18 protein-coding genes are annotated in these 11,341 nt (G+C 60.3%); 6 read left to right on the top strand and 12 right to left on the bottom strand.

Features of this window, described 5'->3' with window-relative positions:
• Positions 1-8: 8 nt before the first annotated feature.
• The 12 genes from FSY59_RS00415 to FSY59_RS00360 form a co-directional block, all read right to left on the bottom strand.
• A complete protein-coding gene (locus FSY59_RS00415; protein ID WP_148728255.1) occupies positions 9-1,559 on the bottom strand; it encodes a hypothetical protein in 1,551 nt (516 codons plus the stop codon).
• A gap of 108 nt (positions 1,560-1,667) precedes the next feature.
• Positions 1,668-2,078, bottom strand: coding sequence for a hypothetical protein (locus FSY59_RS00410; protein WP_148728254.1), 411 nt, complete (start codon positions 2,076-2,078; stop codon positions 1,668-1,670).
• 219 nt (positions 2,079-2,297) lie between these two features.
• Positions 2,298-2,489 carry a hypothetical protein gene (locus tag FSY59_RS00405; protein WP_043009135.1) on the bottom strand — a complete coding sequence of 64 codons (192 nt, stop codon included), beginning with the start codon at positions 2,487-2,489 and terminating at the stop codon, positions 2,298-2,300.
• Positions 2,489-3,085, bottom strand: coding sequence for a hypothetical protein (locus FSY59_RS00400; RefSeq protein WP_043009133.1), 597 nt, complete (start codon positions 3,083-3,085; stop codon positions 2,489-2,491). The genes FSY59_RS00405 and FSY59_RS00400 overlap by 1 nt, the downstream gene beginning before the upstream one ends.
• A complete protein-coding gene (locus FSY59_RS00395; RefSeq protein WP_043009131.1) occupies positions 3,079-3,414 on the bottom strand; it encodes a hypothetical protein in 336 nt (111 codons plus the stop codon). The genes FSY59_RS00400 and FSY59_RS00395 overlap by 7 nt, the downstream gene beginning before the upstream one ends.
• The gene (locus tag FSY59_RS00390) at positions 3,405-3,662 is read right to left on the bottom strand and encodes a hypothetical protein (RefSeq protein ID WP_148728253.1); all 258 of its coding nucleotides are present in this window, start codon (positions 3,660-3,662) and stop codon (positions 3,405-3,407) included. The genes FSY59_RS00395 and FSY59_RS00390 overlap by 10 nt, the downstream gene beginning before the upstream one ends.
• A complete protein-coding gene (locus FSY59_RS00385; RefSeq protein ID WP_255439075.1) occupies positions 3,659-4,075 on the bottom strand; it encodes a DUF1064 domain-containing protein in 417 nt (138 codons plus the stop codon). The genes FSY59_RS00390 and FSY59_RS00385 overlap by 4 nt, the downstream gene beginning before the upstream one ends.
• Positions 4,076-4,218: 143 nt before the next feature.
• Positions 4,219-4,779: a hypothetical protein gene (locus FSY59_RS00380; protein WP_255439074.1), complete on the bottom strand. Its 561-nt coding sequence runs from the start codon at positions 4,777-4,779 to the stop codon at positions 4,219-4,221.
• On the bottom strand, positions 4,776-5,783 hold the full coding sequence (locus tag FSY59_RS00375) for a hypothetical protein (protein ID WP_148728252.1): 1,008 nt from the start codon (positions 5,781-5,783) through the stop codon (positions 4,776-4,778). The genes FSY59_RS00380 and FSY59_RS00375 overlap by 4 nt, the downstream gene beginning before the upstream one ends.
• A 67-nt stretch (positions 5,784-5,850) precedes the next feature.
• The gene (locus tag FSY59_RS00370) at positions 5,851-6,513 is read right to left on the bottom strand and encodes a phage antirepressor KilAC domain-containing protein (protein WP_222864286.1); all 663 of its coding nucleotides are present in this window, start codon (positions 6,511-6,513) and stop codon (positions 5,851-5,853) included.
• 14 nt (positions 6,514-6,527) lie between these two features.
• A complete protein-coding gene (locus tag FSY59_RS27585) occupies positions 6,528-6,974 on the bottom strand; it encodes a hypothetical protein (RefSeq protein ID WP_255439071.1) in 447 nt (148 codons plus the stop codon).
• Positions 6,967-7,251, bottom strand: coding sequence for a hypothetical protein (locus FSY59_RS00360; protein ID WP_148728251.1), 285 nt, complete (start codon positions 7,249-7,251; stop codon positions 6,967-6,969). The genes FSY59_RS27585 and FSY59_RS00360 overlap by 8 nt, the downstream gene beginning before the upstream one ends.
• 92 nt (positions 7,252-7,343) lie before the next feature.
• Here FSY59_RS00360 and FSY59_RS00355 point away from each other — a divergent pair, with 92 nt between their 5' ends.
• The 6 genes from FSY59_RS00355 to FSY59_RS00325 all read left to right on the top strand — a co-directional run bounded on the left by FSY59_RS00355 (position 7,344) and on the right by FSY59_RS00325 (position 11,321).
• Positions 7,344-7,679 (top strand): hypothetical protein, encoded by a 336-nt coding sequence (locus tag FSY59_RS00355; protein WP_148728250.1) that lies wholly within the window; start codon positions 7,344-7,346, stop codon positions 7,677-7,679.
• Positions 7,680-8,573: 894 nt separating this feature from the next.
• The gene (locus tag FSY59_RS00350) at positions 8,574-9,131 is read left to right on the top strand and encodes a hypothetical protein (protein WP_148728249.1); all 558 of its coding nucleotides are present in this window, start codon (positions 8,574-8,576) and stop codon (positions 9,129-9,131) included.
• 654 nt (positions 9,132-9,785) lie between these two features.
• Positions 9,786-10,166 carry a hypothetical protein gene (locus FSY59_RS00345; RefSeq protein WP_148728248.1) on the top strand — a complete coding sequence of 127 codons (381 nt, stop codon included), beginning with the start codon at positions 9,786-9,788 and terminating at the stop codon, positions 10,164-10,166.
• Between the two features lie 321 nt (positions 10,167-10,487).
• The gene (locus FSY59_RS00335) at positions 10,488-10,826 is read left to right on the top strand and encodes a hypothetical protein (protein WP_148728246.1); all 339 of its coding nucleotides are present in this window, start codon (positions 10,488-10,490) and stop codon (positions 10,824-10,826) included.
• Entirely contained in the window at positions 10,819-11,037 is a 219-nt protein-coding gene (locus FSY59_RS00330) for a hypothetical protein (protein WP_148728245.1), read from the top strand. The genes FSY59_RS00335 and FSY59_RS00330 overlap by 8 nt, the downstream gene beginning before the upstream one ends.
• Positions 11,034-11,321 carry a hypothetical protein gene (locus tag FSY59_RS00325; protein WP_050874959.1) on the top strand — a complete coding sequence of 96 codons (288 nt, stop codon included), beginning with the start codon at positions 11,034-11,036 and terminating at the stop codon, positions 11,319-11,321. The genes FSY59_RS00330 and FSY59_RS00325 overlap by 4 nt, the downstream gene beginning before the upstream one ends.
• Positions 11,322-11,341 lie beyond the last annotated feature (20 nt).

Here is an 11,341-nt window from a genome sequence, read left to right as displayed (position 1 = left end):
GTGATTCCTTACTTACGGCGGGTGCCATACGCGGCAGCGACAAATGGGGATGCAGCACCCTGAAAGGCCGCGTCTGCAGCATCCAGTTCGTCCTCGGCGGCTTTGATCTGGCGGGCGAATGCATCACGGGCTGCGTTGCCATCCTTGAGCCCAGGCGGCCGACTTGCGCGCAGCTGGGCGAGATCCGCGCGGGCTTTGTCCAAGCGCACGCCAGCAGCTTCTGCAGCCGGCGGCAATCCGGAACCGACTTGCTCGGCAAAGACAGGGGTAGATGGCTTTTTCTGAGACTGCTTGGTGTTGGATGGGGCGGCCTGCTTGGGTGCGGGCGTGGGCGCAAAACGCGAGTCGATGCGCCCCATTTCCTCCTCCGTGAAGCCGCTCTGCAGGGCTCGCTCCCTCACTGCCTGCAGATCCTCCGGGCTCTTGGCCTTTCGGGCTGCATCGCCAAACACCCTCGCCCGCTCGCGGGACACGTTGTCGCCAGCTGCCGCATCGCGCAGGCCTGCATAGATCTTCTGAGCATTGGCCCCCGAAAAAGCACGCCCCTCTGCTTCCGCCTTGGCCGCTTCGATGTCCATGGCCTGCTTGCGTGCTTGCTTAGGGTCAAAATCGGACAAAGTGTCAAATGGCGCTGCCTCGGCGCCCCCTGCTTTGCCCGAAGCTCTTCCAGCGGCAATGGCCAGTTGCTGCCCGCGGTGGCTGATGTCCGCGTTCAGCCTGCGCTCACTCAGTGCGTAATTGCGGTCGTCGTTCGCCTGCGCGCGCTGAGCCTGGGCATTGCGGTGCAGCATGTCCAGGTAATGCGATGTGTCGAGACTCTTCCAATGGGGCGACACCAGGGCAGTCAGTGCCTCCTGAGTGTTATCCACCGGCTGACCCAGCAGCGATTTAGCGCCATCGGCACCCAGCGTGTAGAACTGCACCTTGCCGTCCTTGCTGGTATCGAATCCCACCTTCGCACCGCCGAACAAGCCGGACTCGCTGGCAAATGAGCTCAGGCCTTGAGCTCCACCACCCAGCGCGGCACGCAGCCTGCTGTCGGCGTCCTTAGCGACTGCGGCCCTCTGTGCCTCATTGAACTGCAGGTCAGCAAACTGGCCTTGCTTGACGTTGCGCTCCATTTCAAGAGCCTTGTCGGCCAGACCGGCGCCACGGTATGCCGCCACCACGCGCTGATTCATCGCCTCGGGCTTGGCGTAATCGGTCACGGCTTGCTGCGCTTCCGCAGCGGTGGAGAAAGGTTTGTTGACCCCTGGCGCAACCATGCGGAAGGTTGGCGCCGCTGGCTGACCGGTGCTGCCCTGGCTCAATGCCGCCGGTACCGGGGGGCCTGCGCTCTGATCGCCCAATGGACCGTCCACGACTTCAGCAGGGGCCTGGGCCTGCTTGAGAGACTGATTCAGCGCATCGGCATCCGCTTGCTGCTTCTGCCAAACCTCGCGCTGTTGCCTCTTGAACTGCTGGTCTTCATCGTCCCGCTTGCGCTGGTCCTCTACATCACGCTGTTTCAGAAAGCCGGTACCGGCCCCCGCCAGGAATGCAATGATTGGGCTTGCCATGTGTTCCCCTGCCATACCGCAGGCGCACACAAACGGCCTCGGCGCGGCCAATGAAACGACAAGGCCGCGCCAGATTCAAGAGGGGTCGGAATTCAGGTATTCCACGGGTCACAGACGCCAGCGGGCCATTTCTTCCGCCCTTCGACGAGTTTCCCGATGCGCCTCGCCATATCCAGACGCGTTCTTCTGGAGCTCGTCAATGTTGAAACTCGCCTTCTCAATAGCTGCCAAGTAATACTGCTCCACCCAGCCATGGTCGAAGATCGTGCGCCCTTGAGAAGTACCGCTCCCAAAGATGTCCTGCGGGCTTTTCGGATCAACAACGATGCACGCAACCTGCACGCCCTGCTCGCGCAGAAGCCGCTCCACCCGTCGAGCCTCCTTGTTGCAGGCGAAACAGATGCGGTCCCCATCCTTGACGCTCTCCACCAAAGAGGTAGTGCGGCCAGTGCTGCGTGCCGACTGCATGTAAATCCTGATTGAGCCCAAGACTGCTGCGCCGATTCCAAAATGATCCATGTCGTTTATCTTTCTGTTGCAACGGAGTTCAACGTGTGCGGGCACGAGTTCCTGGCAAGCTGAACGGCAGCGCTCTGCCATGCTTGGCGCCGGCCTTGCGGCGGGAGTCCGGCTCCGGACTCTCCGGAGCATGGCGCGAGCGATACAGCACATCAAATGCATTGCCCTGGCTGCGAGGGGTGCCGTCTGGCCATCGGGTATCGGATTGGGGTTGGTTCATCAAAGGGCCTTTTGGCAATGGGTCAGGAGAAAGCGCAGCGTTAGTGTGTCCTCACGCGGCGCCAATTGATCGTTCTCGTTCACTTCGCGGACAACCGCCTCGGGGTTGGCACCCTGCTCGATGCGGCGGACCTCCACAACCTTTCCGGACGGGAGAATGAAGCGCTTATAAATATGGGGAGAGCTGGCCATCAGTTTGTATTTCTTGGGGATCCCTGCCAGAGCGGCAGCTTCTTGGGCCAGAGCCCAGCCTTCAGGATTTGTTCGCGGGTAAAGCGGCCGGCTTCAATGCCGTACTCGCGATGGGCCTCTCGCCCTCCGCTCTCGAGCAGCCGGTAGTTGTCATAGGCCACATGGCAGCCCTCGATGCCAGGACGGCTGCAGCAGAGGGGGAATCCCGTGCGGTCGTCTGTCTTGAGGCCCAGGCCCTTGCCGTAGTTGAGGTGGGCATGCTGGCTATAGCCGCTGATGCCGCACCAAAAGCAAGGCAGCTCTGCCACTAGGCGGCGGTAAGGCTCGCTTTCGATGGCGTGCTCTTTCAGCACAGCTATGCCAGTAGTGCCAGCCCCGGGGGCCATGGTGACGTTCCCGGGCACCATGCTGGCCGTTGCAAGGGCGCTCTCGATCTGACGGGCGGCGCGCTCGGCAAGGCGCTGCTCACGGCTTTCAGCCTGGCCCGGCTCGCAGTGGTGGCCTTCGTCCTGCTCATCACGGAGCCCAGCGCCAGCCCGGCCGCTGCGAGATTGGAAGCCCTTGCCGGGCTTGAGGGGGCTGCGGCGCATCAGCATGGCAGCACCTCCAGGGTGCGGACATCCAGAAATGCAGCCAGCCGTCGTCCATCCGGAGCGGCAATGCAAACGCCGAAGGTCTTTTCCCAGTCGAAGCGCTCATAGCGCACTTGATACACACCGTAGCGACCTACAAAGCGGTCCTGCAATATGCAGCGGGCCCTTTCCAGCGAGCAACACCGGAGGGCGACCTGAATCCCTGACACTGCGGCATTCAAGAACGAATACAGCTCCACCAGCACGCTGTTTTGCTTTCGCGCTGCAGCGGCGGCTCGGCGGTTGAAGTGCGTGCGGACCACGGTCCGCTTCTTGCGGACGATCAGTACCATGCGCGCCCCCAGTCCTCTACAGGGACCAGAAAACCGTAGTCGTTAAACACGTAGACAGTGCGAGCGCCCACCTGCACCCGGTTGCAGCAGCGGTTCTCCATCCAGCGCTCAATGAGGTAGCGCCCGTCCGGTAGGCGCTCATATTCCGGCCACACCAGTCGCGTGACGCGCGATGTGCTGGGGGGCTTGCGTTCGCCGGCCAGCGGCACGACCTTGCCAAAGAAGGCGGGATTCAAAGGCTGGATCATTTGACAAGCCTCACTTCCAGGCCCAGCAGAGCCTTCATCAGGTGGCGCTTGAGCTTGAATTCGGCGGTCAGCACGCCCTTCACGTCCTCGATCACCTCCACGCCCTTTTCCACATAGACAAAATCGGCCACGTAGCGGATGGCGGGCTTGACGCGGCTCGCATCAGCAAACTTCACGGCGGGCACCAGCTCATAGGCCACCTGGCGGCGCAGTTCGGTGATTTCCCCTGCGCGCAGCTGCATGCACAGATGCCCCCAGCGGCGCGCCTCGGCTCGGCTGTCGAACTTCACACCATCGGGGGTGACGGTCTTCTTGTTGCCGTACTTGGCTCCACCGGCTCCAGATCGCTTGCCAGCGGCTTGAACCGCAGGCGCTTGAGCTCGGCTCGCACCGCTTCCCGCATTCCCAGCCACAGCCCGTGACCATGTGTCACGGATTCCTCTTCCAACTCCAAAGCCCTGTGCCTTGAGTAGTGCCACCATCCCGGCGTCATTGCCAGCTGCACCAGATGGTCCCTGGCTGCTAGGTAGTGCGTTGGTAAATCGCTTTGCATTCATCACCTGCCCTCCTGCTGCCTGTTCAGGCCCAGGGCCTCCATTGCGGCCATGCGGCTGTGCCGCGTCACCGTCTGATCGCCATGGTTGATGCGCGCGACGATCTTCCGAGCCCAGTCCTTGCTGTCGCCCTTGAGCTCGACCGGAACATCCAGCAGGCGCTCCACCTTGGGCGGTGGCAACATGGGCAGTCCGTGCTCCTCAAAGTAGTTCTTACGCGGTGTCAGGGCTTCGCAGACCTTTGCGAACTGCGGAAGGCTTGGCGGGAACTCCGGGCACTCACGCTGAATGTTTTTGGAAGCGGCCTCGATCACGTCATCCGCAAATTCCGCCAGGGCTGCATCCCAGACCAGCTGCGCGGCTCGCATGCCCTTGTCCTCGCGGCGCTCGTTGAGCTCGCCGGTGCTGAACTTGGCCAGGAAGGCAGTGCCGTAGGCGCTTTGCAGCACCACGAACAGCTTGCGGGTGCGGATGGATGCCTCTGGGCGCTGTGCTTGGCCCTGTTGCTCGCCGCCATACAGCGCACGCTGGGCCAGATCTGCAATCTCGTAGCTGCGGCTCATAGATCGATCCCGTCAAAAATGGCTTTGCCAGCGCCAGCGAACTTGTGGCTTGCAGCCGGGGCCAGGGATGGGGGCGGCGTGCTCGCACCGGTCTGCTGCTGGGTGACCCACTTCTGGGCATGGCTCAACAGCAGGCTCACCGGGTGCAGTTGATCGCAGATGAATTTCTCTTCAACGCGGCGGACGTAGTGCACGGCAATGCGGGGCGCGCGCTCGGCGCCCACCTTGTCGATGAACCGCGTGATTTGCCCAGCAACGGACTCGTTCCACAGAGGCCAGTCCTTGTAGCGGCCCTGGTAGGCAATCGCATAGGCCACCCAGGTCTTGTGGCTCTTGGTGCTCTCGCCGGGGTAGCGCAGCTCACCAGGGATGACATGGGTCACTCCGTTGGGGGCTTTCACCATCATGGGCTTGACCTCTTTGGGCTCCTTGACCTCCTTCGCCTTCTTTGGCTCTTTACCCTTCGCAGCCTTGGCGCCAGCCTGGGCTGCAATAGAGGGAGTCTCTGTAGGAGTCTTATGTGGAGTCTCTGTATTAATAACGGACTGCGTTTGGCGCAGTTCGTCGAGCGACGAATCAGCCGCCCCCGGACTGCGTTCGGCGTCATCCCCGGACTGCGGTTTAGGTTGTTCCCGAAATGCGTTTTCGTCGTTCGGGGAATGCGCTTTTGTCTGTGCCTCGGTCCAGGCATCAAAAGCAGCGTCAACGGCCTCCAAATTCAGGCGGTAATAGACACGGTGCTCAAGGCGGCGGTGTGTCTCAACTAGAAAGCCAGCCTCGCGCAGTTGCTTGCGCGCTGTGACCTGCTCACGGTAGGAAAGGCCGGTTTCCTCGGTGAACTGCTCAGAGCTCTTGTGCGTACCCAGATCGCTCTCGCCGCGCTGGCTCCAGTAGTGCAGCTGCGCAAACAGAATGGCCACGTTCACGGAGCCAAAGAAGCGCGCCAGGCGCGGGTAATAGGCCACGGGATGGCCGACATTGGTCAGGGATGCGGAAAGGCTCATGCGCTGGCGCTGCCTTCCTGCGCCAGCCGCGCCTTGTGTGTGCGGGGGGTGGTGTGTTGCTTCATCATCAGGCAACCCCCTCGCTGGTCAGGCGCTCGACAATCCATGCCTCGCCTGCGGTGGTAAACAGCGGCTGCGAATAGCCCAGCTCCGTTTGTTTCAGCTCGCCGTAGCCCTTGTCGATCACCCACTGCTTGAAAACGCGAGCGCGCTTCACGCCCATGGCATAGATGCCCAGCTCGTCCAGATACTTGTTCAGCTTGATGGCAGACATGCCCAGCTTCTGGGCGATCTGCGTGGCGGTCATCAGTGTGGTGCGTTCGACCACCTTGTCGAAGAAGTGCACCTTGGGCGCAGCTTGCGCCAGCTGAGCAACTGCGATCTGCTCGCCTTCCTTCGCGTCAGCCCAGGCGCGCGCGGCGGCCACTGGATCTGCAAAGTTTGGCAGTGCGGGGCTCTGTCGGGCCTCCAGCGCTTGCCAGCGGTCAATAACTCGGGCGCGGTGCTCGTCGCTATAGCCAGAGACAACCAGATGCGTATCACGCTCAATCAGGTCGTAGACATCAATCGGACGACCGCCGGTTACCTCGCGGCGGGTTTTACGACTTGATCGCAAAAGCCCCTTGCTGAACAAACGCAAGATGGTGGCGACCACATCGTTATGGCGTGCATCAACCAAATCTGCAATCTCGCGGCTGCTCATCGTCAGCGGCACGGCCGTCGGCGTCATATTCGTGGTCAGATTCATTGCTTGCGGTCCCCCATGAGTTCGGGGGCCCCAAATGGACCTATGAGCCGAGCGATTGCATCAATACGATTGGCTTCATGGTTCATCTTCTCCATCACCATTTGCCGATACGTCTTGCCGTGCACCAGGGCGTAGATGCAGTCGCGCAGCACGCATGCGGTATCCAGGCCGCGCGCAGCGCAGTACTGCAGCCACAGGCCATAGGTGACGTCATCAATCTTGGTTTTGACGGCGCAGATCAGCTTTCCCAGGGGGCCTGCGATGCCGCGGGCGAACATCGGGGGTTGATCATCGGCAGCCAGGTGCTCGATCGCATGGTCCAAGACCTCCTGCGCGTCCTCGGGAGGCAGACCCTTGAGCGCGTCCAGAACAGCAGCAAGCGCCGTGTTCTGGGCCTTGGACAGGTGAGTGAGTTGCGCAATGCGCTTGGTGGTGTCAGTCATTGCCGCCCACCTCCTTTTCTTGGGTGGATGGCTGCGCCAGCTCAGGCCAAATTTGCTCCCAGTCTTTGGGATACCAAACTTGGCGCGGGACGGCCCCCTGCGTTGCCTGCTCAATGGCAACCGCAGTTATCGGCTTTGGGCGGCGAATGCCATCCCGCCAATGACGAATCTGGTCGTCTTTCTTCGCGCCAACACTCTCGCGGAGCTGGGCTATGGATAGCGCACCTTCGGACTCAAGGTACGTCCTCAATTCAGGGCATGGCGTAAGTTTGCTCATGCGCCGATTCTATATCTTTTGATACTTATTGCGTACCTTTTGATATGTCGTCAGATCTGTACCATAAGATACGGCCTGTCTATCCTGTTCGGATGGACAAAGATGCTGTTGACACCTTCAGACGCGAGCGCCTAGCTGCGTTAGCTGATCACATGGGTGGGCGTGCCGCCTTGGGTCGTGCGCTGGGGTACAAAGATGGTGGTTACGTGAACCACATGATTTCTGGCATTCGGCCGATCACTGAAAAAACTATCGTTCTCTGCGAGCAACTGCCTGGCGCCACGGGCTGGTTTAGCGACACAAAATTCCAAGAGCGTGCACTATCGCGGGAAGTGGTAGCAGCTATTGCAAAACTGGAGCCCGCTGAGGTTAGACGCATAGAAAACCTGCTGCGCGGCATGCTGGAGCTGCCACAAACACGCGCGTAACGCCCGATTTTTTGACTTTCCGACAAATTGACAAACTCGCTTCGCCCATGAATACTGTACGGAACAACAGTATTTTCATGAGGTATTTGTGAGCAGCAGCCCCTCCTCAGAGGAGTCCATACAGCTTTTCCACCATGGAGGAGGGACGCTGTGCCTTGCTACCAAGCAAGAGCGGGAAGCATTCTGCCGAGGGCGGCTGGAAACGGCTGCAGACTTGGCCGAGCTCTGCGCAATGAACATCAAGGACGATAACGCGAGTCTGCACACGACTCTGCGCCTCATTGCCAGCATGCTTCATGAAGCGAATGAGGCCATGACCGCCGGAAGTTGAAGACCTAATGATGTAACCAGCCGACAGTTGTCGGCTTTTTTTTCGTCAAAAAAGTATCTTTTGATATTGCTTAAATCAATATCATTTGATACATTCAATCCCGTCGCCAAACCAGTGCGACGGGTGCAAAGTGATCGAGCCAGCGCCCAGGTTCATGCAGCAGCACGGCTGGGTAAACACAGGGCACCGCGGGCGATAGCGGGATAGAAAAGGTCGTCGTGCGCTGTAGTCAGTACTGCTCTGCCCCTGGATGGGATCGGCAACAGGAACATCAAAGGTCACGCGAAGTCCAGACCCTGGGGCTAAGTACGGGGGTGAGGCATACAGGGATGCCAAGAAAAGAAAAGCCCACCGCGACAGCGGCGCCGCCCGGGGCGTTACCCGGGATCAACCCACAGCATCGCGTGCGGAGCTGCGGATTGATCGCTACAGATATGCAGCTTTTCCAGCTAAATGATCGTTTTAGTACTCAGAACCCGACCGTATCAAGTGATATTTAAACGTTGACCAGACCCATACCTCGCCCTAAGATACTGTACAAATACACAGTGATTGGAGAAATAATGCAGTGCAAGCCTGGTGATTTGGCTATCGTCGTCAACGACTTGGAGTACCCCGTCAACAACGGCTGTCTGCTGGAAATCCTCGGCCGCGCCACACCGGGAGCTCACTCGATCCCTGCCGACTGGGTTGGGCGCCCCCTCTCAACCTTCAAGTTTGGCGACCGCACTTGCCCTCCCGACCCGCGAAACACGGTCGTCTATCGTGATATCGAACTTCGCCCGCTGCGCGACAACGAGGGCCCCGACGAAACCCTTGCGTGGGCTGAGCTGCCTAAGAAGGCGGGCAACCTGATTCCTGCCAAAAAGCAGGACGAGTTGGTGACAGCCACTCTGCAGACTTCTTTCCTGGGCGCCACAGTGCAATGCGCCGAGCAATTCGTCAGCGGAGCCTGGAGCCTGACTGTGCGCAGTGGAGACATGGGGTTTGACGTTCGAGTGGATGCCCATATCGCGCCGCCTGGTGGCTTTCACCCTGGCGACCGCATCCGCCTGGAATACAAAAAAGGCGACAACCCATTTTTCGGGCCATTCATCAAGGCGCACTTGCTGAATGAATAGCCGCCCACGTTAGCAACGGAGATTCAAAAATGTGAGCATTTAGCCTGCATGCGGCCTGCATGTGCCCTTCCCCGCAGGGCTATAGCGGGGCCATCAAGAAAGAGCGCGGCACTGAAAAACTGCAACCGGGCGTGGAGTTTGGCAATCCGAGATGCCGCCACCGACAGACCGCAAGCCGGGTGATCCGCTCTTTTTCTTGATGGTGCCGGGGGTCGGCTCCCCGGTTCTTACAAACCAGGCCTGCAAGGCCCGGCTGGAATACTGCAAGAGGGTAATTGCACCGGTCTTAGGTGCCCATCATGAACACCCCGGGAAAGTAGCGGGGGCTATCTGGCGTGACTGCTCGAGCAGGTACGACAGCACAGGAATGGGCCTGGGCTGGCGGCAATTGAGAACTCGGCGCTTTGCGCCGTGGCGACAGTGGTCACGCCAGATGGCGCAGCAACCTTTTATTAACCCAAGTGCGCATTTCTGCTGCCTGACCCTCATCGGGCCGTAGAACGCTGCGTCATCGCCTTTTCGCCGGGCCTGGGGCCTATCTCCTCCCTCCCTCTCTGAACCATTCCCTAGGCAGACCCGAAAGGTCACCGGCTCTTTATCCAAGCCCGCAGCAACCGCTCGCGGGCTTTTTCTTTGCCCACAACAGGAGACTACATGTCCACGTCTTCACCCGAGCAGGATCCCCTGCGCATCCTTGCCTACTTCTTCATCTTGGCTGATGGCCACTGCCACAGCGGCGCCCGTGCTGCGGCCGGGATGCTGCTGAGCTTCTACAACGGCCATCGCTTCCAGTTTGACCTGACAGATCTACGCGTACTGGACGAGAGGCACCTGCAGATGGCCTTGGAGCTCATGAAGTTCGACGCTCGTATAAGGCGAGAGGTGCACGACCACCTCAACCTGATGTATGGCCGCACCGACTTTGGCATGCGCTTTGAGCACATCGCCCACAAGTGGCGCATGAAAGGCAAATGCAAGCGCGACCAGCTCACGCCCGTCGAACCCATCACCTTGGCCGACCCCTTCGCCGACTGACGCCTCAAATGACAAGCACTACTTACCCAGTTGATGAAGACCTGGTTCAGCGCCTGCGCGAGAAGGGAGGCCTGTGAAATGGCCGCACATCCCCACCCTAGCCCTCGCGCTGCTGATCGCCGCCCTGCTCCTGATCGCGCCAGCACTGGAACAAAGCTACTGATCGCCCTGCAGTGGGCCCTGACCCTATTCGGCTTTTTCTGCCTGATTGGCGTGGCCGTGGTGATCGCTAAGACTCCCAACGCCTGGCCGATGTGAGCGCGATCGGCTCAATTTTGGTAGCTGCATGCGCTTTATAGATAAGCGCTAGAGGTCAATTTCATGCGTTTTCAAGATCCCTTTGAATTCTTGAGAGTCTTCGGCTCCGGAGCAACCGCCGCGCGGCTAGGTCAGGCCATCGGCGTATCTCCCAAGATCGCCGCCCGCATGGCGAAACAGAACGGCTACACGCCCCTGCTCTGCGAAAAGCCCATCCCCGGCCTGGAGCACTTGCCAGGGCTTCCCTCCTTCGCCGTCACCAGCCGCACCCGTGCAGGCGGCACCGTCCACCAGATTGACTGCACGACATCTGGCGACAGCCCCGGCTATCGCTCCCTGCTCATTCACCGCAGTGCGCTGCATTGCGGTGACGACCCTCAAGAGGATGAAAACCATGTCTAAGCAACTTGGCGCGCTCGCGCTGGCCACCTGCTCCGTGCTCTTGCTGCTGTTCTGGGTCACCGGCCCAGCTCAGGCAGATAACGAGCCCACCGAATCCCCATCCACCGCCCGCACAGTCCACATGGCTGCCCGCGATGCCTTTGCCTGCCCGGGCATGCACGCCGAGTGGCTGGATGAACACACCGTTCAATGTCTGAAAGTGACTCAATGAGCAGAAATCCCAGTGAAGCAAGCCGCGACTTCAACGTGCGCGGCTGGCAAGTCCTCTCCCATGCAGAGCGCGCCGAGCGCGAAAGCCAGCAGCACCAGCCAGACCGCGAGCGCTACACGCCGCCATCGGATTGCTATGACGGCAAGGAGCTGCAGCGCACCCCTGGCATCCCGGATTCCCGCTTCCGCGCCTTTGAGCTTCCCAGCCGGGCCCATGGCCAGCTGAACTACCCCAGAGGCACGCGAATCCCTTTCCCTGAACCCGCAGACGACACAGCCCGCTGACAAGCGGGATTCGCTTTTTG

Origin of the sequence: Comamonas sp. Z3, assembly GCF_008121565.1 — a bacterium.
GTDB lineage: Bacteria > Pseudomonadota > Gammaproteobacteria > Burkholderiales > Burkholderiaceae_C > Comamonas > Comamonas brasiliensis.
The sequence above is the reverse complement of the archived record's forward strand: the minus strand, read 5'-3'. Positions and strand labels throughout refer to the sequence as shown.

Excerpts from the sequence above, each read along its gene's own strand:
- FSY59_RS00335 (WP_148728246.1), top strand. The coding sequence starts at position 10,488 with ATGCGTTTTCAAGATCCCTTTGAATTCTTGAGAGTCTTCGGCTCCGGA.
- FSY59_RS00400 (WP_043009133.1), bottom strand. The coding sequence starts at position 3,085 with ATGCTGATGCGCCGCAGCCCCCTCAAGCCCGGCAAGGGCTTCCAATCT.
- FSY59_RS00345 (WP_148728248.1), top strand. The coding sequence starts at position 9,786 with ATGTCCACGTCTTCACCCGAGCAGGATCCCCTGCGCATCCTTGCCTAC.
- FSY59_RS00330 (WP_148728245.1), top strand. The coding sequence starts at position 10,819 with ATGTCTAAGCAACTTGGCGCGCTCGCGCTGGCCACCTGCTCCGTGCTC.
- FSY59_RS00390 (WP_148728253.1), bottom strand. The coding sequence starts at position 3,662 with ATGATCCAGCCTTTGAATCCCGCCTTCTTTGGCAAGGTCGTGCCGCTG.
- FSY59_RS00415 (WP_148728255.1), bottom strand. The coding sequence starts at position 1,559 with ATGGCAAGCCCAATCATTGCATTCCTGGCGGGGGCCGGTACCGGCTTT.
- FSY59_RS00325 (WP_050874959.1), top strand. The coding sequence starts at position 11,034 with ATGAGCAGAAATCCCAGTGAAGCAAGCCGCGACTTCAACGTGCGCGGC.
- FSY59_RS00405 (WP_043009135.1), bottom strand. The coding sequence starts at position 2,489 with ATGGCCAGCTCTCCCCATATTTATAAGCGCTTCATTCTCCCGTCCGGA.
- FSY59_RS00355 (WP_148728250.1), top strand. The coding sequence starts at position 7,344 with ATGGACAAAGATGCTGTTGACACCTTCAGACGCGAGCGCCTAGCTGCG.
- FSY59_RS00410 (WP_148728254.1), bottom strand. The coding sequence starts at position 2,078 with ATGGATCATTTTGGAATCGGCGCAGCAGTCTTGGGCTCAATCAGGATT.
- FSY59_RS00375 (WP_148728252.1), bottom strand. The coding sequence starts at position 5,783 with ATGAGCCTTTCCGCATCCCTGACCAATGTCGGCCATCCCGTGGCCTAT.
- FSY59_RS27585 (WP_255439071.1), bottom strand. The coding sequence starts at position 6,974 with ATGACTGACACCACCAAGCGCATTGCGCAACTCACTCACCTGTCCAAG.
- FSY59_RS00380 (WP_255439074.1), bottom strand. The coding sequence starts at position 4,779 with ATGAGCCGCAGCTACGAGATTGCAGATCTGGCCCAGCGTGCGCTGTAT.
- FSY59_RS00350 (WP_148728249.1), top strand. The coding sequence starts at position 8,574 with ATGCAGTGCAAGCCTGGTGATTTGGCTATCGTCGTCAACGACTTGGAG.
- FSY59_RS00360 (WP_148728251.1), bottom strand. The coding sequence starts at position 7,251 with ATGAGCAAACTTACGCCATGCCCTGAATTGAGGACGTACCTTGAGTCC.
- FSY59_RS00395 (WP_043009131.1), bottom strand. The coding sequence starts at position 3,414 with ATGGTACTGATCGTCCGCAAGAAGCGGACCGTGGTCCGCACGCACTTC.
- FSY59_RS00370 (WP_222864286.1), bottom strand. The coding sequence starts at position 6,513 with ATGACGCCGACGGCCGTGCCGCTGACGATGAGCAGCCGCGAGATTGCA.